Genomic DNA, 25916 nt, shown 5'->3' with positions numbered 1-25916 from the left:
TTATTTAGTGCCCCAGGGTTGGAAAAAAACATTTCCCTTAGTAATTTCATTCCCGTTTTAAAATCGATACCCATGAAAATCACACATTACGGCCACAATTGCCTGGCCATAGAAATAGGAAACAAGAACATTATCGTAGATCCCTTTGTTACCGATAACGACCTGGCAAAGGACAAGGTGGACATTATGAAGCTGAAGGCCGATTATATTTTCTTGACCCACGCCCATTACGACCATACCCTCGATGCCGAGGCCATTGCCAAGAATACGGGGGCTACCATCGTCAGTAATTTTGAGGTCTATAGCCACTATGCCGAAAAGGGACTCAACGCCATGCCCATGAACCTCGGTGGGGTGCGCGAATTTGATTTCGGAAAGGTAAAATACGTTACCGCCCTACACAGTAGCAGCTTTGCCGATGGCAGCTACGGTGGCAATCCCGGTGGCTTTGTCTTTACCTGTGGAGAAAAGAGCATTTACGTGGCGGGCGATACCGCATTGACGATGGATATGAAACTGATCCCCATGCAGACGAAGATCGACCTTGCCGTTCTACCGGTAGGCGATGTGGTGACCATGGGCGTCGACGATGCCATTATCGCCAGCGACTTTGTGGAATGCGACCGGGTTATGGGCGTGCATTACGATTCTTTTCCCTTTATAAAAATAGACCACGAAGCGGCCAAGGAAAAGTTTAAAAAGGCCGGAAAGGAACTGCTGCTTCTAGAAGTAGGGGAGTCCGTTTCCGTTTAAACGGAACCTTAATAGTTTACATGGCCTGGAAACCTCGGTTTTCGGGCTTTTTTGTTTTCCCATAGCCTAAACCAGAATGTCGTTCTACCCTGTATCTCTTTGTATCTGGTTGTAAATGCGTACCTTATTGGCCCTAAAAAGCAATAAGATGCAAAAACTTGTGTACTATGTAGCCATTTCTTTGGACGGATTTATTTGTGGAGAGGATAGTGATATCAGCGGCTTCATAAGTGAGGGGAGTGGGGTGGTCAAATACATGGCGGACCTACAACAATACGAAACCACTATCATGGGCAAGAACACCTATGAATTTGGCTATGCCTACGGATTACAGCCAGGGCAACCGGCCTATGCGCATATGGACCATTATATATTTTCAAAATCCTTGAAATTTGAGGATGCCCATGAAAAGGTACACTTGGTAGCCGATTACGATGTGGATACCATCCACAAATTGAAAGAAAGCTCCCGTACCGATATTTATGTATGCGGAGGCGGTATTTTTGCCGGATGGCTCTTTGATCATCAGCTGATCGATGTGCTAAAGGTCAAGATCAATCCTTTGATCTTGGGCAAAGGGGTACGTCTTTTCGGGGATTCGACACAAGGTTGCCAATTGGAACTTGTGGAAACCGAATCGCACGATGGCGGTCTTCAATTTCATACCTACACGATAAAATATACCTGAGAACAGTAACGAAGAAATAAAAAAAGCCCGAGAACAGTTGTTCTCGGGCTTTTTTTATTCAAAATTATTCATCACTTTTTCATTTATGGGTTTTTGGGAGAAGGGTTAAATCTTCACCACCATCTTCCCTTTGTTTTTTCCATCGAAGAGATCGATAAAGGCCTGGGGCGTATTATCGAAACCTTCCACGACGGTCTCTTTGTATTTTAACTTGCCCTCTTGCAGCCATTGGGCCAATTGGCCGATTGCCTGCGGAAACTTGTCCGCATAATTGGAAACGATAAACCCTTGCATCAGGGCACTGTTTTTTACCAAAAACGGTTGTACCGCCAGTCCCTTAGGAGTTTCGGTATTGTTATAGACCGATATGGCACCACAGATGATGATACGAGCAAACCTGTTAATGTTGAACAACACGGCATCGGAAATGGGTCCGCCCACATTGTCAAAATAGATATCGATTCCGTTGGGTGCCACTTTTTCGATTGCCGCCTTCATATCGTCCGTGGTCTTGTAATTGATGGCATGGTCAAAACCGAATTCGGAGGTCAGCATTTCGGTCTTTTCATCGCTTCCGGCAATACCGATAACAGTGAGTCCCAAAATTTTGCCGATCTGGCCCACAACACTACCGACTGCCCCGGCCGCGCCGGATACGACAAGGGTTTCACCGGCCTTTGGCTTACCAATTTCGTGAAGTCCCAAAAAGGCCGTTAGACCTGTCATACCGACAACGCCCAAATAAGCACTTAGAGGTGCCTTGTCTTTCGATACTTTTTGCAGCCCCTTGCCATCGCTTACCTGTTGGGTCTTCCATTCCAATAATCCCGAAACAAAATCACCCTCTTTAAAATCGGTGTTTTTTGAAGCGATTACTTCCGCGACCACACCAGAGCTTATGGGTTGTCCTACCTCAAAGGGTGGAACATACGATTTGGCGTCGCTCATACGCCCTCTCAAATAGGGGTCTACCGAAATGTACTTAGTCTCCAGAAGCAGTTCGCCGTCCGAAAGGGTAGGGGCCACCGAGGTTTCCTGAAATTCAAAATCTTCCAAAGTGGGCCTGCCCACCGGTCTTTTCTTTAATATAATTGTCTTGTTCATCTTTTTGTTTTTTAGTCCATTACGGTCACAAGGTCTTCCTTGCTCCTTCTTACTTTTACGAGGTTCACCAACCAATCCTCTTCCGTATTCCTATAGCCGATGGGCAATAGTACACAGCTGCGAAGTCCTTTTTCTCTTAGTCCCAAAATCTCATCAACGGCATCGGGGTCAAAACCTTCCATTGGGGTGGTATCAACGCCCTCAAAGGCTGCAGCCGTCAGGGCTTCGGTGAAGGCTATATACGCCTGTCTGGCCGCATGTTGAAAATTAACCTCCGGATCGCGCTTTGGGTAGAGGCCCAACAATTGCTGCCGGTAGTTTTCCCAACCCTCGTTCTTAAATCCACGGATCTCGTTGGTAAGATCGAACATTTTATTAATGCGTTCCTCGGTATAGTTGTCCCAGGCCGCAAATACCAAGAGGTGTGAACAATCGGTCACTACGGACTGGTTCCAAGCCACGTTCTTTATTTTTTCCTTTAATTCCGGATTGGTCACCACGATAATTTCAAAAGGTTGCAGTCCGCTGGAAGTAGGGGCAAGGCGTGCCGCCTCTAAAATACGGTCTACTTTCTCTTGGGGCACTTTTTCCCCGTTCATCGCCTTGGCGGCATATCTCCAATTTAATTTATCAAGTAATTCCATTCTGTTATAATTTATTATTTGTTATGTTGTTTGTGTTATTCTGATTTGATACTGTTCCAGGCGGCCAGATAGGCCGACTTTAGTTCTTCCTTCCCCATTTTAAATACGCCCCTTTGCTGCATCAACATTAAAAAGGATAGCGGATTTACGGTGTAGGCATACAAGATATAATCGGACAGGGGCTTGATAATGCCTTCTTCCTTACCGCGTTTCCATAGATCGAGCAAGGGCTGTAAATGCTTGATGCCCTCTTGCCGTATGGGTTCATCGATCATGGGGGTATTGTCGCACTGGGCCAAGAACATGGCTTCCTGGCACTTCTTGAGCTTAAATTCCGCAATGCGCTTCCAAATCACTTCAAAACCTTGTTCTACCGACATTTTGGGGTCGTAGGTTTCAAAAACATAGGCCGTGAACACTTCCTTTACCTGCAAGTATACCTTGTTGACAAGGTCTTGCTTATTCTCAAAATACAGGTAGATGGTGCCAGGGGAGACGTTCGCCATTTTGGCTATTTTGGACATGGGTGCGGCGTGAAAGCCGTTATTGTTCACCAGCTCAATGGTCGCCTGTACCAAGGCGCTGCGCTTGTCCATACATTTCTGAAGTTTTGCCATTGTTTCAATTTCTGGTACAAAGATATTACAAAAATGAATGAACGTTCATTTTTTAACAAACTTTAATAAAGAATGACATCTATACCATTATTTAAGAGGAAAAGAAGACAGGGGATAGTTTATTAAACACCTAAAATACCAACAATAAACATGGTTTAAGCCGTACAAACACCACGGGTAAGCATGCGATATTCGCCTTGGTTCTTAAAATCGCGAATGGAAAGCCCTACATAGCGCTTAAAAGTTTTTGAAAGGTGGCTCACATCGGTAAAGCCCAACTCGTCAGCAATCTCGCTAAGCGAATGATCACTGTTCAAAAGTCGTATCTCCACCAATTTTAAACGGGCTTTTATGATGTATTCCCGCAAGGACATACCTACCTGTTTCTTAAAATATTCGCTGACATAGGTAGGCGACATGGCAAATAAGTTCGAGAGCGTCTCTATCTTTAGTTTATCAGGGTTGTCCAAGTTTTCATTAATGTATTGCAGTATCCGAACGATACGGTCATCTGTCTGTTTTTCAATGGATTCAAAATAAACGGACTTCTTGATATTTCGCATCAATATTTCCAAAATACCGGTGAGCAGACTTGTAATCAAACCGTTAAATGTCTCCATCTGGTTCCTGGACTCTTGAAGTATCATATCGATCAATCGCTCCATGTGCTGACGGTCTACTTCTGACTTTATTATGCTGCCCGGCAATTGATTGTAATTGGAAAGGATATAGGAAGCCTCGTTGAACCATGCCTTTCGGTCTATGGCCGACCTACCCACCTGCTTAAAGAAAGTGTCGGAAAACTTCAAGAATATAAACGTGGTCGGTTCCTCAACCGTAAACGAATGGCATTTAAGCGGGGGATGCAAAAATATATCACCCTGGCCATAGGCATGCTCATTATAATTGATACACTGTTTTCCATGACCGTCCTTGACCCACACCAGTTCAAAAAAATTGTTCTTCACGGGGCGTTTCTTCCACTCCCGCAAGGTCAATTCTTGTATTTCAAAAGGTTTATACGCTTGTACTACTTCCATTTATTTGGTTTTATAGGATAAAATTACTGCAAATCACCCTATTTAACACTAACAAATACAGGTTAAACCTTTATAAATACATAAATACCCCTTTTTTATACCTAAACACCCCCTAATAACAGGTATACATTTGCAAAGAACTTAAAATTAACGATCCATATCATAAAATGAAAAAAGTATTATTAGTATCAGCTATGGCATCCTTATTTGTGATGTGCAAGTCGGCAAACGAAACAGAAAATGAAGGTTCGAAGCAAACGGCATCCACGGAAATGGCAACCGAGAAAACAAAAAAGGTCGAAACCGTATTTTCCAGTCAAGATATTCGTCCTGGAAATTTGGCACTCACCGTTAACGGCAGACTTTTCGTTACCATGAATCCCTTGGTGTCACCAACGACCAAGGTTTATGAACTGAATAAGAATGGTAAAAACGTAGCTTATCCGAACGATGAATATGCAACCGGTGACAATTCAATCTTAAAAGCGGTAATAGGCATTAGGGTCGACAGTAAAGACAACCTTTGGCTATTGGATATGGAGACCAAGCAGTTTGTGGTTTGGGACACCAAAAACGAAAAATTAGTAAAGACCATTGCCGTTCCCGATGCCGTTGTAAAACCCGCCAGTTTTTTACAGGATTTTGTTATCGACGAAAAACATGACCGTGTCATTATTGCAGACATGACACAAGGGGACCTTAAAAGTGCTCCCGAACCTGCCTTTATCGTAATAAATACCAAAAATGGCGAAGCAAGGAGAATGGCCCAAAGCCACCCATCTATGATGCCTGAAATGGAAGGCGGATTTGCCTTGAACCCCATTGCCATCGATCCACAATTTAATTGGGTGTACTACGGGGCCTTACACGGAAAGACCATGTATAGGGTGCCTGCAAGCAGCTTTGATTCAGATGATAAACTGATAAATACCATCGAAACATTCGGAGCAAAATCTTTTTCGGACGGAATGGCAGTAGATGGGAACGGAACGGTTTATGTAACCAACGTCGCTGATGGGGAAATCGGAATTTCTACCAAAGAGGCCTATCAAACATGGGCCAAGATTCCCGAAGGCCAGACATGGCCCGATGGGCTGTATGTTGGAAATGACGGGTTTATATATGGTACTGTGGACCAATTGAACAAGACCGCAGCATTAAACAATGGCAAGGAAGAGAGCGTAGGTCCATATTTGGTGATCAAAACGGATTTAGCGAAGTAAACTAAATAGAAATACAATTAATTAATAAAGTACGGCAACATGAAAAAATCGTATGTAACGATAATCGCAAAGATTACGGCAAAAGAAGAGGACAGGGAATCGGTTAAATCTGAACTCGTAAAAGTTGGACAAGGGAGCAGAGCAGAAGAAGGCAATATCGATTATGTGCTTCATTCCGATAACGACAACCCAAATCAATTTTTCGTATACGAAAGATGGGCTAGTCTAGAGGCCATTAAAGCCCATGGCCAAAGCGAACATTTTTTACAATTCAAAAAAGCGACCGAAGGCAAATTAGAGGAATTCAAGGTTAACAAAATGACCGAAATAGTAAAATAAACACGAAAACGTACTTTGATACCAAAGTGCGTTTTTCCTATTACAAGAATATTAAAAAACAGAAAGATGAAAACAAACATTGGTATTACAGAGGAAAACCGACAAGCCGTTGTTGATGCTTTATCAATAATTTTGGCGGACGAGTATGTGCTTTATACAAAGACCAGAAATGCACATTGGAATGTGGAAGGCCCCGATTTTTATGACAAGCATAAATTTTTCGAGACTCAGTACGAGGAATTGGCGGAAAGGATAGATAACATTGCGGAACGCATACGTTCTTTGGGACACTATGCCCCGGCCACCCTAAAAGAGTTTTTGGCCTTGACGCACTTGACCGAACGCGAACAGAACGATAATAGTTCCACCGGATTTATTAAAGAATTACTGCAAGACCACGAGACCATTTGTATTCATCTCAGGGAGATTATTATTCCTTTGGCGGACACATACAAAGACTTGGGAACCAGTGATTTTATTACCGCCTTATTGGAAGAACACGAGAAAACGGCGTGGTTCTTAAGGGCTCATTTAAAATAGCATAATTATAGACAGGATTAAGATGAAAAAAGTAAACATAGGAAATACAGATCTAGAAGTATCACGAATTAATTTTGGTGGCAATGTCTTTGGTTGGACATTGGACGAAAAGCAATCCTTTGAAATTTTAGATGCCTTTACCGATGCGGGCTTTAATTTTATCGACACCGCGGATACCTACAGCTGGTGGGTGAACGGTGTTGGCGGACAATCGGAGACCATTATCGGAAAATGGATGAAAGAGCGGGGCAACAGGGACCAAATAGTGCTGGCCACCAAAGTAGGTTCTGAGACCAAGGAACACCCTAAAGATATTAGCAAGAAGCACATTTTAAAATCGGTGGACGAGTCCTTACAACGCCTTCAGACCGATTATATAGACTTGTACTACACCCATTTTGACGATGATGTTACCCCTGTGGAAGAAACGCTGTCCGCCTACGACGAAATCATAAAGGCAGGCAAAGTGCGCCATATTGCAGCCTCCAATCTATCGCCCGAAAGATTGCTTGAGTCCCTTAAGGTTTCGGAAGTGAACAACCTTCCCAAATACGTGGCCTTGCAACCGCATTACAACTTGGTGGAGCGCGAAGGTTACGAAAGCAAATATGCCGGTGTTGTTGAAGAACACGGACTAAGTGTAATGACCTATTTTTCTTTGGCAAGTGGATTCTTGACCGGTAAATACCGTTCCGAAGATGATTTGAACAAGAGTGTTCGCGGAGGTAGTGTAAAACAATACTTAACCCCAAAAGGTATGGAAATCATCAAGGCCCTCGATACCGTTTCGGAAAAACACGGCACCAAACAGGCAACCGTGGCGCTGGCTTGGTTAATGGCCCAACCACATGTTGCGGCACCCATCGTCAGTGCCACAAGTAAAGCCCAATTACAAACCTTGTTCGATGCGCCTAAATTGAATTTGGATGCCGAAGACCTGGAATTACTTGAAACAGCCAGTAAATAATTTTTAAAAGAGAAGAAAAATGGATTTAAAAATTAAAGATAAGACTGCCTTTATCAGTGGTTCTACCGCTGGTATTGGCTATGCAACAGCGGAGCGGCTCTTAAAGGAAGGAGCTACCATAATCATAAACGGAAGAAAACAAGAAACGGTAGATGCCGCGGTAGAAAAATTAAAGGCAAGTACCCAAAACAATAACGTATCCGGGGTTGCAGCGGATTTTTCTAAAGTTGAGGATATTGACAGACTGCTAAAGGAAGTTCCAGAAGTGGATATCCTTATAAACAACACAGGTATTTTTGAACCTAAGGCATTTGCCGATATTCCCGATGAGGACTGGTTTCGTTTTTTTGAGGTCAATGTCATGAGCGGCATCCGTTTGGCACGTCATTATTTCCCGAAAATGCTGAAGAAAAACTGGGGCAGGGTTATTTTTATTTCCAGCGAATCGGCCGTATTCATTCCCGATGAAATGATTCACTACGGTATGACAAAAACGGCGCAGTTGGCCGTTAGTAGGGGATTAGCGGAATTGACCAAAGGCACTAATGTTACGGTGAATTCCATTTTGCCGGGACCGACAAAATCAAAGGGTGTGAGTGGTTTTATCCAAGATTTGGCCAAGGCCGAGAATGTTTCGGAGGAAGTGGTCGAAGAGAACTTCTTTAAAAACATGCGCCCAACATCCTTGATCGGACGCTTTGCCTCGGTCGATGAAGTCGCCAATACCATAGTATATTATTGTAGTGATTTGGCTTCGGCCACCAATGGGGCATCCATTAGGGTTGAAGGCGGGTTGATCCGGTCTATTCTGTAAAGCAATGGTTAACATAAAAAGCTGCTGGTAGATCTGGGTTCTTAGTTTGGTTTAAATAAGAATGGTTTAAGAAGGAAGAGATGGATTTATTTAATCAAGGGGACTTATTTTCAACAAATGAAGTCCGTAAAACGGAATTTGATCTACCAGGAGCCGATGTTATTTTGTTCGAGAATTTCTTCAGTTTAGAAGAGAGCAATAGGCTATTCAAGAACTTATTAAAACACACTCCTTGGCAGCAAGAGCAAATTACCATTCATGGTAAAAATGTAGACTACCCTCGATTGACCGCTTGGTATGGCGACGTCAGCAAGGATATTCAATACACGAATACAAAAAGTAAAATGCATGTATGGAATGCTGATTTGCTTTTTATTAAAGAGCGCATAGAGCAGGAAGTTCACGTAAATTTTACACGTTGCCTACTGAATTACTACAGAGATGGTAAAGACAGTGTAGACTGGCACCAAGATTATAAAGGTGCCCAACGTAAAAACACCGTCATTGCTTCCGTTACTTTTGGGGCCACAAGGCCTTTCCAACTAAAACATGCTACCCAAAAAGACTTCAAACGCCTTGATATACCCTTGGCCCATGGAAGCCTACTTCTCATGCAGGGAGCAACGCAAGAAAACTGGAAACACAAAGTCCCAAAAACCTCACGACAAATCCCACCTAGGATCAATCTTACATTTAGATGGGTTGGCTAACCCTTTCTTTTGTACTTATAAAGGCCTAATACCTTGTTTTCCGTTCCAAAGAAGGAACAAGCTGCCGTTTTTTTAGCGAGAGCAGGTAAAAAACAAGGATTCAAAGCTAAAAAACCTCTATTTGTACCTATATCTCCTTTTTTCTTACCCTAAAGCAGCCTAGCTGTACACCTACCTTTGTCCCAACTTAAGAAAATAACTTTTTAAAGACATACAAATGAATACACCGAACATCGCAAAGGAAGAAATTATCAATGCATTTAAATATAGGCATGCTACCAAGGAGTTCGACCCTACCAAAACCATTTCGGAAGAGGATATGAAATTTATCTTGGAGACCGCACATTTATCACCAAGTTCCTTTGGTTTTGAACCTTGGCATTTTATTGTGGTACAGGATAAGGACCTACGCGAATCGTTAAAACCTGTGGCCTGGGGAGCCCCCTTAAAATTAGATACCGCCAGCCACTTTGTATTGGGCTTGGCCATGAAGGCCCCTATGGTAAAGTACGATTCGGAATACATTACGCACATGATGAAAGATGTAAAGCAATTGCCCAAGGATGTAATTGAGACGTATGCTAGGTTGTATAGGGAATTTCAGGAGCGGGATTTTAATCTCGACAACGATAAAAAATTGTTTGACTGGGCCTCGAAGCAAACCTATATCGCTTTGGGAAATATGATGACTTCCGCCGCCTTAACGGGTATAGACAGTTGCCCTATAGAAGGTTTCCACCAAGAAAAAGCAGAGGCTTTATTAAAAGAAAAATTTGGTGTGGATACCGACAAATACGGACTTTCCTTTATGGTCGCTTTCGGTTATAGAAAAGCCGATCCGGAATTTAAAAAATCGAGAAGAAATTTTGATGATATCGTTACTTGGAAGTAATTCTATCATCCTTAAAAAAATATAAAATGAAAGCAATAGGATACAAAGAGAACCTCCCCATTGAGGATGTAAAATCATTACAAGACGTAGAATTGGCCATGCCCAAGGTTACCGGCAAAGATATATTGGTGGAGATAAAAGCAATTTCGGTAAACCCAGCCGATTACAAAGTACGGGCCGGAATGCCTGTACAAGGTGATGATTGGAAGGTTATCGGTTGGGATGCCACGGGAGTCGTTAAAGAGGTAGGAGAGGATGTTAGCCTCTTTAAGATTGGTGATGAAGTTTGGTATGCAGGCGATTTTACAAGACAAGGAAGCTATGCGCAGTTTCAAGTGGTAGATGAGCGTATCGTGGGCAAAAAACCAGCGAGCTTGTCTTATGCGGAAGCAGCTGCCTTACCCTTGACTTCGCTTACGGCCTGGGAAATGTTGTTCGATAGATTGGAAGTCGCCAAAAACGATGCTAGCAAGTCCATTTTAGTCATAGGTGCCGCCGGTGGTGTGGGGTCCATTTTGGTGCAATTGGCCAAAAAATTGACCAAACTGAATATCATTGCTACGGCTTCCCGTGAGGAAACTACGGCTTGGTTAAAGGAATTGGGTGCCGACTCGGTTATTAACCATAGGAATAAATTAAGTGAAGAGTTCGAGAAATACGGTCTACCTGCACCAGAATATGTAGTGAGCCTAAATGCGACGGAACAACATGTAGAGGAAATTGCCAAGTTGATCAAGCCCCAAGGTAAATTCGGGTTTATTGACGACCCGAAATCACTGAACGTAATGCCTTTTAAAGGTAAGGCCGTGTCTACTCACATTGAGTTAATGTTTACCCGTTCCATGTTCCAAACGGAAGATATGGTCGAACAGCACAACATTCTTAACAAGGTTTCCGAGTTGATCGATAGCAAAACGATTAAGACCACTTTAGGTGAACACTTCGGAACCATAAATGCCGAGAACCTTAGAAAAGCCCACGCTTTTTTGGAAACGGGAAAAGCAAAGGGGAAGATTGTTTTGGAAGGATTTTAGACACCATGAGTAGAAATAATTAAAATAGAAAATGAAAACTACACTCAAAATTTTGGTCATAGCGGCAATATACGCCGGTACTACGGCCAATGCACAAGTAACGACAATAGATTCCCTGGCCACTTCAAAAGTGCAACATTTCAATTTTGATGAAATGGAATCGGAGACTATTGGCGAAGGAATAAAGCGCAAGTGGTTTCATGGCGAAAAAGGACAAATGACCATTTTCGATTTAGAAGAAGGCGCGCATATTCCTTGGCACCAACACCCTAATGAGCAGATTACCTATATCATGTCCGGAAAGGTAAAAATCAAGACCATAATAGACGGCAAAGAGGAATTTGTTATTGTTTCGGGCGGAGAGGTTATTGTCTTTCCAGAAAACGTTCCACATGAATTTTGGGCATTGGAAAAGACGGTGGACTTAGATGTGCACGTTCCGGTACGTCAAGATTGGCTGAGTAAGGAATTACCCGATTATTTAAAGAAAAGCGAATAAGACTGGCATATAAACAGAGAACTAGTTAGAATAGTAAAAAAAATCAAAATGAAAAAACAACTACTACTGGCATGGGCCATAGCAACAACGGTCTATACAAACGCCCAAACACCGACCACTGACCCAGTAAAATCGCAAAACGAGGTGGTTACGGCGGACAAGGTAGAATGGGGATGGTTAAATCCGCTACGAGGTGATAAAAGTCCGGCCGCAGGAAAACTTTGGGGCGACCGTACCAAAAACGAACCCGCAGGATTTTTAGTAAAATTCAACAAAGGATTTTCGTCGCCACCGCACATTCACAACATTACCTATCGTGGTGTGGTTATACAAGGATTGTTGCATAACGATGATGAAAAAGCCGAAAAACAATGGTTGCCAGCAGGTTCGTATTGGCAACAACCTGCAGGCGAAGCACATATCACCGCGGCTGATGGTGAGGAGAATATGGCGTTCTTAGACATTCAAGAGGGGCCCTATTTAGTAAAACCGACTTCAGAGGCTTTTGACAATGGGGAACGCCCTGTGAATGTGGATCAATCGAATATGGTTTGGTTACATGCCAACGATATTGAATGGGTGGCAGATAAGAGCAATGTAGAAACCGCCTTTTTGTGGGGCAGTCACGATGAAAACCAATTGCGTGCGACACTTTTAAAACTACCGGCCGGTTTTAACGGAAGCATAAAAAATTTGAGTCCGAATTTCAGGGCGGTGGTTATTTCCGGAAACTTAAGCCATCAATTTTCTAAAAAAGAAGCTAAAAACGAATTACGACCGGGCTCGTATTTCGGGGCTGAAGAAAATGCCAAGGCCTTCATTTCCACAACTAAGGAAACGGTTATTTACATACGAAGTAACGGTAGTTTTGAGGTAAAGTAAGATGAAAAAGACAAGTTTACTATTGAGTTTATTTACTTCGGTCATGGTCGTTCAAGCACAAAAAACCTTGGCAGAAGCGGAAACCTATGCCACGGTAGACCAAGCGGTAGGCAATATTGCCTTTACCCACGATGGGCAATTGGTATACAGTCACCACCCCTTTTTTGCCCCGGAAATTAGAGTGGTCAAGTTCGATAAAAAAACAAATACGACCACACCCTTCCCAAATTTGGAATGGAACACCCCAAGAGCTACGGATGATAATTATTTGAGCAATGTTTTGGGTATCCGTAATGATGAAAACGGGGTTGTTTGGATGATTGATATGGCCCAACGCGACAATGTAACGCCAAAAATTGTAGGCTGGAACACCAAAACCGATGCCTTGGAGCGCATTTACTACTTGCCAAAATCCAGTGTACCATCCATTTCGCAACCCAACGATATGGTAGTGGATACCAAGCACGGTTATTTTATCATCGCCGATGAAGGTATCGGTAACGGAGGTGATGGGAGCAAAGCTGCCTTTATTATTGTTGATATGAAGACCGGAAAGACACGTCGTGTTCTCGAGGGTACCCGCACTACGAAACCTGAAAATACTCCTACCGTAATCAATGGCAAGCATCTGGCAGTAAATGGAAAGGATTTGTTGATTGGAAATGACGGAATTACTGCCGATGCTAGCTTTGAATATATCTACTACGGACCTTTGAACGGACCAAAAATCTACCGTATCAAAACCGTGGATTTGGTCAACGAAGCCCTGACCGATGCCGATTTGGACAGTAGAATAGAAACCTATTCCGACAAACCCAACAATGGCGGAATGTCCATCGACAAAGAAGGAAACCTTTATTTAACTGCGCTGGAAACCAAAAGTGTTGCCGTCGTCATGGCCAAAGACCGCAGTGTAAAAACCATGATACAGGACGAAAATATGGTATGGCCCGATGGCGTAAGCTACAACCATGTAGATGGATATATGTACGTATCCGCTGCACAGGTAAATCATGGGGCCGTATTTAACAATGGGAAGGACAAATCAACAAAACCGTTTTACATCTTTAGGTTCAAACCAGTTGTAGAAGGGGTTTCTTTTCGATGAAAATTAATATTAGCTTAACCCACTTAGAGGTTGTTTTTTAGTATCTTACTTAAAGGACTGCCCAATAAAGAAACAAGCGAATCGCACATGGCCCGTACCATTATAGAAAATATTGTAATTGCGAAATACGAAGAACAGACTTTCTTTGAATTTTGCAAATACACGACCATTCGTTTTTTTGAAATACTGTATTTTGAAAAGGGAACGGGAACTATAAAAATAAATGGCAAAACCGTTCCTTACACCTCAAATAGTATATTCGTTTTTATTCCGGATGATATTTATATCGTAAATCCCGATTCCGCTACGACTACCGTGGCCATAAAGTTCTTAAAGAGCTTCTTCAGAAACACATCTTCCCAAAACGGAAAATTGCCCGTAAACGGTTGGTTCCGAAAAATCGAGGAAATCCTCAATAGTGAAAGTCATCAGCTTCGTGAAATGCAGTTTGAAACCGAATCGGATAGATTACACTTGGTATCCTTGATCAATATGGTTGCCACCGAGTATATGAGAGAACAGACCTTCGATAATTTTATCATTCAAAATTCCTTGTCCGTTATACTGCATCTTATTGCTCGAAACATTCAGTTTATCAATACGGCGGAGACCGTAAAAGCAGTAAAATCATCCAAGATTCAGCAAATCATCAACTACATTCACACTAATATTTACCATTCCGAATTGCTCACTACCAAGAGCTTGGCCGAAGAATTTCACATGGCCGACAATTACATCAGCGAATACTTTAAAAAACATACCGATGTATCCCTAAAAAAATACATCATCAACTACAAATTAAAATTGGTGGAGACGCGATTAAAGTACACCGATGCACAAGATTCGGAAATTGCTATCGATCTTGGTTTTACAGATTCCAGCCATTTAAACAAAACCTTTAAAACCTACAAAGGCATCAGTCTGAGGGCATTTAAAGCCAATCTAGCCTAAGTTATTACCAGAAACCTTATTTTTTACCAATACCTCTGGTTTTTCTACCAAAATAAAGCTTGGGTGCCCAGGTAACTTTGTCCTGTAATTATAACAGAACACTAAATAACCTAAAACCCAAGATGATGGACTACAAGAATTTTCAAACATTTACGGCAGAACAAAAAGGCGGAATTTTAACAGTGACCATAAACTTTGGTCCTGTAAACGTACAAGGGCAAGAAATGCTGGCGGACTTAAGCAGTCTTTGTTTGCGATTAGAACGCGATAGAAGCGTAAAAGTAGTCGTTTTTGAATCTTCAAATCCAGGATATTGGGTGTGTCATTACGATACCAACTTGCTTAGGGACATGGCTACGGAAGCCGTACCAAGAAATGAAGTACAGCTTTTGGACCTACAGTCTGTTTTAGAAAGATTGAGCAAGGTACCGCAAGCAACCATCGCAAAAATTGAAGGTTTTGCACGTGGTGGCGGACACGAAATGGCATTGGCATTGGACATGCGTTTTGCAGCGAGGGGAAAAACCAAGTTTATGCAAATGGAAGTAGGCATGGGCATTTTACCCTGTGGTGGTGGCGCCTCCCGTATGGCAAGACAAACCGGTTTAGGCAAAGCACTGGAAATTATTTTAGGTGCCAAAGATTGGGATGCGGACGAAGCTGAAAAATTCGGAACCATTAACAAGGCATTGGATCCAGATGAAATAGGACCTTATGTAGATGCCTTGGCAGAACGCATTTCTAAATTTCCGGCAGATTCTATTGCAGCTAGCAAACGTGCGGTTTATGCATCCATAGACTTACCGATCAAAGAGGCTTTAAAAGAGGAAGCCTACCAATTGTTTCAGGCAACAAGCAAAACGCCTGCAATAAAAAGATTTACCTATGCCGATGAAAATGGCGCTCAGTTTGACCATAACAACCAAAAGAACTGGGAACAAATGGTGATGGATATTCAAGAAGTAAATTAATAGAACAAGAATAACAATTAAATAAATAAAGAAGATTGGATATGAAAGCAATGTTATTGAACAATTATGGAGAAAATGCAAAATTCGAGGTTTCGGAAATTGATAAACCGGAAGTAAAGGCCAACCACGTATTGGTAAAGATAGCGGCATCTAGTGTAAATACGATTGACACGATGATAAAGAACATGGGCTCCGATTTGCCATTGTCTCCCGCTATTCCCGCTTTATTGGGAATGGATTTCGCAGGAACCGTAACCGCCGTAGGCGATGGGGTCGAAGGTTTTAAAGTAGGTGATGAAGTCTACGGTTGCGCAGGTGGATTGGCCGATTTACCAGGAAGCTTGACCGAATATATTCTTGCAGATAGCAATTTAATCGGTCACAAACCAAAAAGACTGAGCATGCGTGAAACCGCAGCCTTGCCCTTGGTAGCGATTACCGCTTACGAAGGATTGACAAGGGCAGGGGTAAAGCCCGGTCAGAAAGTATTGGTTCACGGTGGTTCCGGCGGTGTCGGTCACTTGGCCGTGCAATTGGCCAAATATTTTGGTGCGGAAGTATATGCGACGGGTACCGGAGAAAGGCAAAAAGCGATCGTCGAGAAATTTGGAGCGACCTTTATTGATTTTACTACTGAAAAAGTAACGGATTATACGGCTAAATACACCGATGGTGGTTTTGATGTGGTTTTTGATACGGTCGGTGGCGCAAACCTTACCAATTCCATTGAGGCGGTTGCCCTAAACGGACATATTTCCACTACGGTTTCCTTATGTGAGCTAGATTTAACGCCGCTTCACTTTAAAGGGGCAACATTGCACGTAGTGTTTATGCTGATCCCCATGTTGCACAACTTTAAAAGGGACGTACACGGGGATGTTTTAAAACGTTTGGCCGAAATTTCCAACGAGGGACATTTAACCCCGGTAGTCGATGAAAACCGATTTTCATTGGAACAAGTGGGTGACGCTTACGCACATTTACAAAGTGGAAAAGCCATTGGTAAAATCGTGGTAGAAAATTAAAGGTAATAAGGATATGTAATGTATCCCTATGGTTGATTGGTTGTGTTAAATGCCTCCTGTTGGAGGCATTTTTCTTTGAGGGATATCAAAACCTTATTTTTTACCAAAACAACCCTTTTTACTACCAAAGGCAAGCAGGTAATCGTGCTTAATTTTGTTATAGATAAAAACAATAGCAGTAGCTATACTTAAAACATATACTTATGAAAACAATGGAACATACAAATGCACTTGCGGAAGCTCGTGCTCTAGAAGTGCCATCACGAGAATTATCTTTACGACGCGATCCATCGGTTTCAAAATTTTGGAATGATAACCGTGAGTTGTTAGAAGAAGCTTGGGCTGAATGGGAAATAGAAAACAAGGACGATTTACTTGTTCCTGATGAAACGCTACTTGACCCCCGCTTGCGACAAGCGGTCAACGAGGCATGGGAAAATCCGGAAAAAGAAAATGCCGTTGCCGATTTATGGGAAGAAATAATTCCTGGTGTGTACTCCGCCCAGTTTTTTGATTTGGATCGCTTGGCGGAATTCCGCAAGTATTTGGAAGCTACTGTAAATTCTGAAATTCCTAGACGTGCACCTTATGGCATTCAGTTGAATCGTTACGGAGTTATGCTAGATCCACGTTCGGAAGGGCACCTTGCGGCACCTAACTTTCAAGCTTTTTATAACGACATCATGGATCGTTATATGCGTCCGATCGCCCGTTTATTACTGGGCACTTATGGCTATGACAACCAAACCTTTGGTTTTTCCATCCAGTACAATCCGGATAAAGACAAGGATCTGCATGCCCACACGGATGCCTCGGCAGCTACCTTGAATATCAATATCAACCTACCTGATGAAGAATTTACGGGTTCGCAAGTTGATTTTCATGATAAATACACCAGAAGAGTTGTTCAAACTACTTTTGAGCCAGGCAAGGCAATAATCCATAGAGGTAATGTGCCACATGCCACACACCCCATCACTAGTGGGCAACGCAACAACTTGGTCGTATGGCTGTATGGAGACCGTATGCAAATACCGCGAGGCGGTGCAAGTAGTTATGGTAGTATTGATAGTTCGACATCTAAAGTGGTGACGGTAGATAATATAACGGCTCGTGAGCGTTGGAGTTTGTCTGATGGTCCTAAAGATACCGTTGCACCATTTTAAAACAGTAAGCGTAGGTTATTATTTAAGACAAAAAGTAAAACACCTCAGGGCAAGCCCATAAGGAATTCAAAGGGAACAAACTTTTAAATTCGAAGCAAGCCTCGGAGTATTATACCCTTTGGCGGTGCCAATAAAATTAAAAAACTGGCAATATTGATGTTGCCAGTTTTCATCAACATAAAAAAATACAATGAAACATATATTAATTACAGGAAGTACGGACGGAATAGGAAAAGGCCTGGCCTTGCGTTTGGCAAAGGAAGGACATTTTGTAGCCGTTCATGGTAGAAGCGAAGCCAAATTAAATGCCGTTTTAACTGAAATAAAAGAGGAATCGGGCAATGAAAATATCATTGGTTTTCTAGCGGATTTTTCAGATTTAGCCGATGTAAAAAAAATGGCATCGAAAGTCGCCGAACAAATGCCGAAAATTGATGTTCTGGTGAACAATGCAGGTATTTTGACCAGTGCGTCAAATTCCTCTTCCAATGGAACGGATATACGTTTGGCAGTAAACTATTTAGCTCCCTATTTATTTACAAACGCTGTTTTGCCCTTGTTGAAAAAGGCCGATGCAGCTAGAATTGTAAACCTGAGTTCCGCCGCCCAAACTTCGGTTTCCTTGGAAGCCTTGCAGGGTCACGATAACCTAGGAACCAATGAAGCCTACGCCCAGAGCAAGTTGGCATTGACCATGTGGAGTTTTGATTTAGCCCAAAAAGAGCCAAGTATTCTTGTGGTAGCAGTGAATCCGGGTTCTTTGTTAAATACCAAAATGGCGAACGAAGCCTACGGACAACACTGGTCGCCCGCCGAAAAAGGTGTCAATATCCTATACGATCTGGCTATGACGGACAGGGCCAAGACCAAGTCCTATTTCGATAATGACAAAGGCGGTTATGGCGATGCACATCCCGATGCCTATGATCCGGTTAAAATTAAAAGATTGATGGATGCTACAGATACATTGCTGTCTATTTAAATTCATAAAAAACCTTTAATTCCTTGAAAATGCGAAATTTCATTTTATCCTATAAGTAACCCGTTTAAAATCCTACTTTTGATTCTTTTATAACGTTATTTTCACAAAAATCGTTAGTGATCGAAATACAGAATATAAAATTCAACAACGAAACAAGGCCCGACCTGGGCTTTGAATTAATTCGGCTGGAAGACCTGTTGGCGCGTGAAATCGAGCAGGATATCACCCAACTGCACAAGGTGGCCTTCTATCAAATCTTGATCATTACGGAAGGGGAGGCCAAACACACCATAGATTTTACCGATTACGAATACGGTCCACAAACCATATTTACGATCCGGAAGGACCAAATACACCGGTTTTTTAAAAATACCGAGGCCAAGGGCTTTATATTGATCTTTACCGAGGATTTCTTGGCTAGCCTGTTGAGCCATAAAGAGGTGGCCCGCTCCCACGAACTGTTCAACGAATTCTTGACCTCACCAAAAATAAGCGTCGACCATGAAGATTTTAAATCCATTACTTCACTAATGGCGGATATTGAACTGGAATACACCAAAAATTACGACGAATTCTCAAGTGGTATCATTCGAAATGCATTGCACATATTGATTTACAGATTGTTTCGAATAAAGGTCAAACAAGGCACCAAAGTGGTGCAACATAAGTATGTAAGCGATTTTATCCAATTTCAACACTTGATAGAGGAACGTTGTTTTGAGACCAAAAAAACCTTGGACTATGCCAATTTAATGGGCTGCACACCAAAGACACTTAATAATGTATGTAAGGCCATTGTCAATAAATCATCCAAAATGGTCATAGACGAAATATTGGTTACCCAAATAAAACGTTTACTGATCAATACTCCGATGTCCATTACGGAAATAGCCTATACGGCTGGTTTTAATGAACCTACCAATATGTACAAGTACTTTAAGAAGCATACCGGAAGCACCCCAGAAATGTTTCGCCAACAGCATAGTTGACCCCTTTCCTTTTTTTACAGTACTTCTTCCTTTTTTTATAGTCATGGCCTTCACTGTCGGATATACTTTTGTCCTATAAATTTTAATTCACTTTTTAAAAGATATAGGATATGAAAATTGCAGTTACCGGTGCCACCGGAAAATTAGGCAGACTTGTGATTGAAAAACTAAAGGAAAGAACGGACGAAAGTACCATTATCGCATTGGCAAGAACACCGGAAAAGGGAAAAGACCTGGGAGTTGAAGTTCGTGCCTTCGATTATGGCAACCTTCCGCAAATGACCGAATCGTTGAAAGGGGTAGATAAACTTCTTCTTATTTCGGGAAGCGAGTTGGGCCAACGTGTTGAACAACACACCAATATTATCAATGCGGCCAAAGAAGCAAAGGTAGGATCGATCGCATATACCAGCCTTATCAATTTAGATACTTCGAGCGTAGCCTTGGTACCCGAACATTATGATACGGAAAAAGTATTAAAGGAATCCGGTATCGATTACACAATACTTAGAAATGGATGGTATACAGAAAATTATACCGATTCATTAAAAGCGACCATTGAACTTGGTACCTTATATGGTGCATCGGGCAACGGGAAGATTAATTCGGCCACACGTGAAGATTTAGCCGAAGCGGCCGCAATTGTTTTGACAACGGAAGGGCATGAAGGGAAAACTTATGAATTGGCCGGTGACGAGGCCTATACCATGAGTGACTATGCCCAAGAAATTTCAAAGCAGACGGGCAAGAAGATTCCCTATGTTGATCTTCCCGAAGGGGAATATGCCGAAGTTTTGGAAAAAGCCGGTTTGCCAAAAAATATTGCCGGCTTCTTGGCAGGTGCGCATAACTCTACCGCAAAGGGCGACCTTTTTAACGATAGCCGCGAACTTTCAAAATTATTGGGCAGACCCACAACTCCCTTGTCCAAGGTTATCGCTGATTCGTTGGCTTAGTTCCTCCAAATATTACGGTAAAAAAGGTGTAGTTCTAGTAGGGCTACATCTTTTTTTATGCCTAACAAATATGTATGAGATCTACTGCATTAGGTTAAACTTTCCGTTTTTTACAGTTTTTTGGATCGTTTTAATAGGTTTTGCACCTGTAGCTACAACTATTTTTGCCCCATAAACAATTCTATAAAACAATGAAAAAGATACTATTAAATGCAACAGTAATTTTAGCAATTGGGTTGACCGCTTGCAACAGTCAGAAAACAACAAATCCAGAAACTAAAAAAGAAGAAAAAATGGAAATCTCGAACAAAGAAAAAGTAGTTGCTCTTTTAAAAAGCATTGAAACAGGCGCTCAAGAACCAGTTGGCTATATTAATCCGAATAAATACATACAACACAATCTTGGAATTGCAGATGGACTAACAGGCTTTGGTGCATTGTTGCAAAGTCTTCCGCCAAACTCAGCCAAAGTTAACACGATTAGAGCTTTTGAGGATGGCGATTTTGTTTTCACGCAAACCGATTATGATTTTTTTGGACCAAAAATAGGTTTTGATATTTTCAGGTTTGAAGATGGGTTAATTGTTGAGCACTGGGATAACCTACAGGAGAAACCAGAGCAACCGAACCCTAGTGGGCATACTATGATAGATGGCGCTACGGAAATCACAGATTTGGAAAACACGGAGAAAAACAAAGAACTCGCCGAAAACTTCGTTCATGATATTCTTGTAAATGGTGATATGTCTAAATTGGCAGGTTACTTTAACGGAGATAATTACATACAGCACAACCCAAATATACCAGATCAGCTTTCCGGTTTAGGAGCAACCTTGGAGGCATTGGCCAAACAGGGTATTTTTATGAAGTACGATACCGTACATAAAGTACTGGGTCAAGGAAATTTCGTTCTAGTAGTTAGTGAAGGCCATTTTGGGGAAGACCATAATTCTTTTTACGATTTGTTTAGAATTGAAAACGGTAAAATAGCCGAGCATTGGGATGTTATAGAAACCATCATTCCCGAAACGGAAAGACAAAATACCAATGGTAAATTTAATTTTCCGGATTAAGGGCGAGGAGCGAACAATGAGATCAATGCGGATGGAAAAATGAAGGGAAGACCATTGCGTGCGTTTATGAACAGGATGATTCGGAAGTAAAAAGGCAGCTAATTAGCTGCCTTTGCTGTTCTAACACATTATTCTTCAAATATAAATTCTCCCTTGGCTTCTGCAGCTTGCAGTCCCCATTCAATAATAAGCTCTAAAATAGGGGTAAGGGTTTGTCCAAACTCGGTAAGCGTATATTCTACTTTTAAAGGTGGTTTCTTGGTATATACCTTTCTAATGACCAAACCGTCGGCCTCCAACTGCTTTAATTGCAAACTCAAGGTGCGTTCCGTAATACCGGGAATTTCTTTTCGTAATTCGTTATAACGCTTTTTGTCCCCAATCAAATGGGTTAATATAACACTCTTCCATTTGCCCCCAATAAGTTCCATTGCAGCGCTAGTAGGGCAAAAGGATACTTTACCGTTAATCTTGATCTTTGGCTTCTTCGCAAACAATTCCTTTCTATCCATATCTCTATTATTTATTGGCAAACCATCTTAAGGCAACTTTCTTCATTAACCATAAAACGACAAAACAAAGTTAATATGCTTTAAAATAGTATGCAACTATATTTTTTATAGTAAAATTTTACATCATTAAAATACTCATAATCAATTAACTACAAAACAAAAGAGCTACTATACTTTATGACCGTTATTGCGCACGAAATACACTATACATACTTTTGTCACTATAATTTTGATAGTATAAAAATTAATAAAATGAACATCACAGAAATTTTGAACAATCGTTACTCCGTAAAAGAATTCGATGCTACTAAAAAGATCTCAGATTCAGACTTTGAACAAGTAAAGGCTTTATTGCGCTTGAGTCCTTCAAGTGTAAACCTACAGCCATGGCACTTTTTGATCGCCGACACCCAAGAAGGCAAAAAACGTATTGCAAAAGGTACGGAAGGTGCCTTTCATTTTAATACACCAAAGGTTTTGGATGCTTCCCATGTAATTGTAATTGCCGCAAGAACGAATGCCGACGAAGCCTATATGAAGAGCATTTTGGAACAAGAAGACAAAGATGGCCGATTTGCCGCCCAAGAATTCAAAGATCAAATGCACGGCGGACGTATGTTGTTTGCCGACATACACAAATACGACCTCAAAGACCTTCCACATTGGATGGAAAAACAGGTATACCTAAATATGGGGTCTTTATTATTGGGGGTTGCAGCCTTGGGTATAGACGCCGTACCTATGGAAGGTGTAGATGTAAAAGCCTTGGATGAAGAGTTTGGTCTACGCAAAAAAGGATATACAGCATTGGCAGTTGTCTCTTTAGGTTATAGAAAGGACACCGATTTTAATGCTAAGCTTCCAAAATCAAGATTTCCAGAAGAAACAATAATCACAAAATTGTAAATAGACTTTATAGTCAAAATCTAAATAGAAATGAAAAGTACCATTGTAAAATTTACAGCAAAACCAGAACATAGAGACATGTTTACGGCAACCTTAAAAGAAGCACAGGTCGCCACAAGAAAAGAAGCGGGCAACAAAGAAATCAGGGTATTTGTATCCAAATCAGATCCCAATGAGTTTTTTGTTTACGAACGTTGGACAGATAAGGCGGCAATTGGGTCTCACGACAATGAACCCCACACCAAAAAGTTAATGGAAGTGGGACAAACTGCTTTGCAAACCGCGCCAGACTTTTACTTTTTAGGTGATACCCATCCCCAACCGGATCACTCAAAATCACCAAACCCCGAAGATGAGGTATTCGTTATTTTCTTCATATTCAAAATAAAAACGGTCTACAGAAACGAACTTTTAAATCAATTTGAAGACCATATTACCCACACTAGAAAAGAAGAAGAAGGGAACATCCTCTTTGATTTGTATACGGTTGATGGGCAAGAAGATACCTTGGCTGTTTATGAGCATTGGAGAACAGAATCCGATGTTTGGGACGTTCACTTCAATCAACCGTACGCTGTAAAAACCGGCGAACTAATGGAAAAAGCTGTGATAGGCGATTTAAAGCAATACATGAATTTTGTGACAGAAATCTAAACGCAGCATCAAATTCAACTAAGAACCACTATCATGAAAAAAATAATTCTATTATTTTCCTTGGCGCTTTTAGCAAGCTGTGGAAATCAGACAAAAGAAGGGCTTTCTTCTTCAGAAAAACACGAGCACCAGCATGGGCATCCACATTCGCATAGCACAGATGAACATGGCCTAGCACCACATACCGAAAACACCATTCATCAATACGCACCAACCGTTGCCTTATTAAATAGCATTTACGAAGGCGATATCACTCCCCAACAGATGGTCCAACAAGGTAACATTGGTATTGGCACCGTAAATCATTTAGCTGGCGAATTGGTTGCTGTAGACGGTGTTGTCTATACGATTGATGCAGAAGGTGGTATAGCCGAAGCACCAAATGATTTAGAATCTCCGAATATGACGATGATAAATTTTCAACCAAAACAAACCGTAACTGTTGAAAATATTGAGTCCTATGAAGATTTAACCAGAGAGCTTCAAAAATATTCAACTTCTAAAAATAGCTTTTATGCATATAGAATTAAAGGTGAATTTAAGTACCTGAAAATGGCATCGGCCCATAAAGTAGAAAATGAAGATGTATCGTTATTTGAATATTTAGACACGCGGGTAATGTATACCAGGGAAAACATTAAGGGGACACTAGTAGGTTTATTTACTCCGGATTATTTAGGGAATATTGTTATTCCCGGCATGCACTTTCACTTTTTATCGAAGGATAAAAAAATTGGGGGACATCTAGAAGACATCAAATTTGACAAGCTTTCTATTGAAGTCCAAGAAGTAAATCAAGTGAATTTACAACTTCCAGAAACAGAAAAATTCAGAAATAAAGACTTAAAACAAGGTGCAGCTCCAAAGGCTACGGCTAAACAAAACGGGAAATAAATCAATCAAAAAAACATATAAAAATGAAAGCAATCGTATTAGAAAAAGCAGGAGGACCAGAAAACCTTCATTTGGCTGAAGTACAAAAACCTAACATAAAAAAGAACGAAGTACTGGTTGCCGTAAAGGCGATCTCCCTGAACCCCGCAGATGTAAAACCAAAATACAACGACGAAATGTTAGGTATGATGTACGGTAAAGAGCGACCTGTGATTTTAGGTTGGGATATTGCCGGTACAGTAAGCGAAGTTGGAGCAGAGGTAAGTGATTTTAAATTAGGCGATAAGGTATTCGGAATGGTAAACTTTCCCGGTGTGGGTAAGGCTTACGCGGAATTTGTTGCAGCTCCAGAAGCGCATTTAGCCAAGATGCCAGACCATACTTCTTTTGAAGAAGCGGCAGCCACCACTTTGGCGGCCTTAACGGCATTACAAATCTTATCCGGAAAAATTAATAAAGGCGATAGAGTGTTGATTCAAGCCGGTTCCGGTGGTGTTGGTCACTTTGCGATCCAAATAGCAAAAAGCTTCGGAGCTTACGTTATTACTACTTCTTCCGCAAAAAATAGAGATTTTGTACTGTCGCTGGGGGCCGATGAAGCCATCGATTATCGCACGCAAAATTTTGAAGATGTATTGTCCGATATTGATTTTGTTTTGGATACCCAAGGCGGAAAAGTATTGGAAAACTCCGTGAAGGTTTTAAAAAATGGCGGTGCTGTAATTACCACGGTAGGTCTTGATTTACCTGAAGAAATAACCGCCTTGGCGGCAAAAGAAAACAAATCGGTTTCCAATATTTTGGTGCATTCCAGTGCTGAGGACATGAATACGTTAAAGGGAATGTTGGAAAACGGAGCAATTAAGCCAAACCTTTACAAAGTGTTCGATTTTCAAGATATGGCAGACGCCCACAGAGAAGTTGAAAAAGGTAGAACAGTCGGTAAAGTAATAGTAACACTCAAATAAAATTTTAGAACCTAT

At 41.5% G+C, this 25916-nt stretch carries 30 protein-coding genes; 25 read left to right on the top strand and 5 right to left on the bottom strand.

Annotated features, from left to right (window positions below; all coding sequences use genetic code 11):
* Positions 1–72: 72 nt before the first annotated feature.
* Both J8L85_RS11595 and J8L85_RS11590 read left to right on the top strand, forming a co-directional pair.
* Positions 73–753, top strand: coding sequence for a metal-dependent hydrolase (locus J8L85_RS11595; RefSeq protein ID WP_211017399.1), 681 nt, complete (start codon positions 73–75; stop codon positions 751–753).
* Between the two features lie 148 nt (positions 754–901).
* Positions 902–1441 (top strand): dihydrofolate reductase family protein, encoded by a 540-nt coding sequence (locus J8L85_RS11590; protein ID WP_211017398.1) that lies wholly within the window; start codon positions 902–904, stop codon positions 1439–1441.
* Between the two features lie 105 nt (positions 1442–1546).
* On the opposite strand, the gene J8L85_RS11585 is transcribed toward J8L85_RS11590, so the two are convergent.
* The 4 genes from J8L85_RS11585 to J8L85_RS11570 all read right to left on the bottom strand — a co-directional run bounded on the left by J8L85_RS11585 (position 1547) and on the right by J8L85_RS11570 (position 4846).
* On the bottom strand, positions 1547–2545 hold the full coding sequence (locus J8L85_RS11585) for an NADP-dependent oxidoreductase (RefSeq protein ID WP_211017396.1): 999 nt from the start codon (positions 2543–2545) through the stop codon (positions 1547–1549).
* Positions 2546–2556: 11 nt separating this feature from the next.
* Positions 2557–3189, bottom strand: coding sequence for an NAD(P)H-dependent oxidoreductase (locus tag J8L85_RS11580; protein ID WP_211017394.1), 633 nt, complete (start codon positions 3187–3189; stop codon positions 2557–2559).
* Positions 3190–3224: 35 nt separating this feature from the next.
* Positions 3225–3806 (bottom strand): TetR/AcrR family transcriptional regulator, encoded by a 582-nt coding sequence (locus J8L85_RS11575; protein WP_211017393.1) that lies wholly within the window; start codon positions 3804–3806, stop codon positions 3225–3227.
* A gap of 155 nt (positions 3807–3961) precedes the next feature.
* A complete protein-coding gene (locus J8L85_RS11570; RefSeq protein WP_211017392.1) occupies positions 3962–4846 on the bottom strand; it encodes an AraC family transcriptional regulator in 885 nt (294 codons plus the stop codon).
* A 167-nt stretch (positions 4847–5013) separates the two neighbouring features.
* Between J8L85_RS11570 and J8L85_RS11565 the strand changes: the two genes are divergently transcribed.
* The 19 genes from J8L85_RS11565 to J8L85_RS11475 all read left to right on the top strand — a co-directional run bounded on the left by J8L85_RS11565 (position 5014) and on the right by J8L85_RS11475 (position 21967).
* Positions 5014–6069: an L-dopachrome tautomerase-related protein gene (locus J8L85_RS11565; protein WP_211017391.1), complete on the top strand. Its 1056-nt coding sequence runs from the start codon at positions 5014–5016 to the stop codon at positions 6067–6069.
* A gap of 39 nt (positions 6070–6108) precedes the next feature.
* Positions 6109–6408, top strand: a complete 300-nt coding sequence (locus J8L85_RS11560) for a putative quinol monooxygenase (protein WP_211017390.1) — start codon at positions 6109–6111, stop codon at positions 6406–6408.
* Positions 6409–6474: 66 nt separating this feature from the next.
* Positions 6475–6948, top strand: coding sequence for a DNA starvation/stationary phase protection protein (locus tag J8L85_RS11555; protein ID WP_211017389.1), 474 nt, complete (start codon positions 6475–6477; stop codon positions 6946–6948).
* Positions 6949–6970: 22 nt separating this feature from the next.
* Positions 6971–7915, top strand: coding sequence for an aldo/keto reductase (locus J8L85_RS11550; RefSeq protein WP_211017388.1), 945 nt, complete (start codon positions 6971–6973; stop codon positions 7913–7915).
* Between the two features lie 19 nt (positions 7916–7934).
* Positions 7935–8729 carry an SDR family oxidoreductase gene (locus J8L85_RS11545; protein ID WP_211017386.1) on the top strand — a complete coding sequence of 265 codons (795 nt, stop codon included), beginning with the start codon at positions 7935–7937 and terminating at the stop codon, positions 8727–8729.
* A gap of 80 nt (positions 8730–8809) precedes the next feature.
* A complete protein-coding gene (locus J8L85_RS11540) occupies positions 8810–9439 on the top strand; it encodes an alpha-ketoglutarate-dependent dioxygenase AlkB (protein ID WP_211017384.1) in 630 nt (209 codons plus the stop codon).
* 217 nt (positions 9440–9656) lie between these two features.
* Positions 9657–10331: an NAD(P)H-dependent oxidoreductase gene (locus J8L85_RS11535; protein WP_211017382.1), complete on the top strand. Its 675-nt coding sequence runs from the start codon at positions 9657–9659 to the stop codon at positions 10329–10331.
* 26 nt (positions 10332–10357) lie between these two features.
* The gene (locus J8L85_RS11530) at positions 10358–11365 is read left to right on the top strand and encodes a zinc-binding alcohol dehydrogenase family protein (RefSeq protein ID WP_211017380.1); all 1008 of its coding nucleotides are present in this window, start codon (positions 10358–10360) and stop codon (positions 11363–11365) included.
* Positions 11366–11396: 31 nt separating this feature from the next.
* Complete coding sequence (locus tag J8L85_RS11525; protein WP_211017378.1) at positions 11397–11864, top strand: cupin domain-containing protein; 468 nt, start codon at positions 11397–11399, stop codon at positions 11862–11864.
* Between the two features lie 48 nt (positions 11865–11912).
* The gene (locus J8L85_RS11520) at positions 11913–12746 is read left to right on the top strand and encodes a DUF4437 domain-containing protein (protein WP_211017376.1); all 834 of its coding nucleotides are present in this window, start codon (positions 11913–11915) and stop codon (positions 12744–12746) included.
* A gap of 1 nt (position 12747) precedes the next feature.
* The gene (locus tag J8L85_RS11515; RefSeq protein ID WP_247656642.1) at positions 12748–13854 is read left to right on the top strand and encodes a major royal jelly family protein; all 1107 of its coding nucleotides are present in this window, start codon (positions 12748–12750) and stop codon (positions 13852–13854) included.
* A gap of 30 nt (positions 13855–13884) precedes the next feature.
* Positions 13885–14805, top strand: coding sequence for an AraC family transcriptional regulator (locus J8L85_RS11510; protein WP_247656641.1), 921 nt, complete (start codon positions 13885–13887; stop codon positions 14803–14805).
* Between the two features lie 122 nt (positions 14806–14927).
* Complete coding sequence (locus J8L85_RS11505) at positions 14928–15776, top strand: enoyl-CoA hydratase/isomerase family protein (RefSeq protein ID WP_247656640.1); 849 nt, start codon at positions 14928–14930, stop codon at positions 15774–15776.
* Between the two features lie 41 nt (positions 15777–15817).
* Positions 15818–16801 (top strand): zinc-dependent alcohol dehydrogenase family protein, encoded by a 984-nt coding sequence (locus J8L85_RS11500; protein WP_211017374.1) that lies wholly within the window; start codon positions 15818–15820, stop codon positions 16799–16801.
* 407 nt (positions 16802–17208) lie between these two features.
* The gene (locus J8L85_RS11495) at positions 17209–17967 is read left to right on the top strand and encodes a 2OG-Fe(II) oxygenase (protein ID WP_247656639.1); all 759 of its coding nucleotides are present in this window, start codon (positions 17209–17211) and stop codon (positions 17965–17967) included.
* 190 nt (positions 17968–18157) lie between these two features.
* Positions 18158–18949, top strand: coding sequence for an SDR family NAD(P)-dependent oxidoreductase (locus J8L85_RS11490; RefSeq protein WP_211017369.1), 792 nt, complete (start codon positions 18158–18160; stop codon positions 18947–18949).
* A gap of 116 nt (positions 18950–19065) precedes the next feature.
* Positions 19066–19938, top strand: coding sequence for a helix-turn-helix transcriptional regulator (locus J8L85_RS11485; protein ID WP_211017367.1), 873 nt, complete (start codon positions 19066–19068; stop codon positions 19936–19938).
* A 110-nt stretch (positions 19939–20048) separates the two neighbouring features.
* Positions 20049–20894 carry an SDR family oxidoreductase gene (locus J8L85_RS11480; protein WP_211017365.1) on the top strand — a complete coding sequence of 282 codons (846 nt, stop codon included), beginning with the start codon at positions 20049–20051 and terminating at the stop codon, positions 20892–20894.
* Positions 20895–21085: 191 nt separating this feature from the next.
* The gene (locus J8L85_RS11475; protein WP_247656638.1) at positions 21086–21967 is read left to right on the top strand and encodes a nuclear transport factor 2 family protein; all 882 of its coding nucleotides are present in this window, start codon (positions 21086–21088) and stop codon (positions 21965–21967) included.
* A 128-nt stretch (positions 21968–22095) separates the two neighbouring features.
* Here the strand turns inward: J8L85_RS11475 and J8L85_RS11470 are convergent, their stop codons facing one another.
* Positions 22096–22479, bottom strand: a complete 384-nt coding sequence (locus tag J8L85_RS11470; RefSeq protein ID WP_282103037.1) for a helix-turn-helix domain-containing protein — start codon at positions 22477–22479, stop codon at positions 22096–22098.
* A 252-nt stretch (positions 22480–22731) separates the two neighbouring features.
* On the opposite strand from J8L85_RS11470, the gene nfsB reads away from it, so the two are divergent.
* Genes nfsB through J8L85_RS11450 form a run of 4 tightly spaced genes read left to right on the top strand, consistent with a single transcriptional unit; the run spans position 22732 to position 25901 of the window.
* Positions 22732–23385: an oxygen-insensitive NAD(P)H nitroreductase gene (gene nfsB / locus J8L85_RS11465; RefSeq protein ID WP_211017363.1), complete on the top strand. Its 654-nt coding sequence runs from the start codon at positions 22732–22734 to the stop codon at positions 23383–23385.
* Positions 23386–23415: 30 nt separating this feature from the next.
* Entirely contained in the window at positions 23416–24039 is a 624-nt protein-coding gene (locus J8L85_RS11460) for an antibiotic biosynthesis monooxygenase (protein WP_211017361.1), read from the top strand.
* Between the two features lie 33 nt (positions 24040–24072).
* Positions 24073–24933 carry an acetolactate decarboxylase gene (gene budA, locus J8L85_RS11455; protein WP_076455216.1) on the top strand — a complete coding sequence of 287 codons (861 nt, stop codon included), beginning with the start codon at positions 24073–24075 and terminating at the stop codon, positions 24931–24933.
* Positions 24934–24956: 23 nt separating this feature from the next.
* Positions 24957–25901 (top strand): NADP-dependent oxidoreductase, encoded by a 945-nt coding sequence (locus J8L85_RS11450; RefSeq protein WP_211017359.1) that lies wholly within the window; start codon positions 24957–24959, stop codon positions 25899–25901.
* Positions 25902–25916 lie beyond the last annotated feature (15 nt).

It is taken from the genome of Maribacter sp. MMG018 (assembly GCF_018100785.1).
GTDB lineage: Bacteria > Bacteroidota > Bacteroidia > Flavobacteriales > Flavobacteriaceae > Maribacter.
This window is presented reverse-complemented; position numbering and strand designations above follow the sequence as displayed.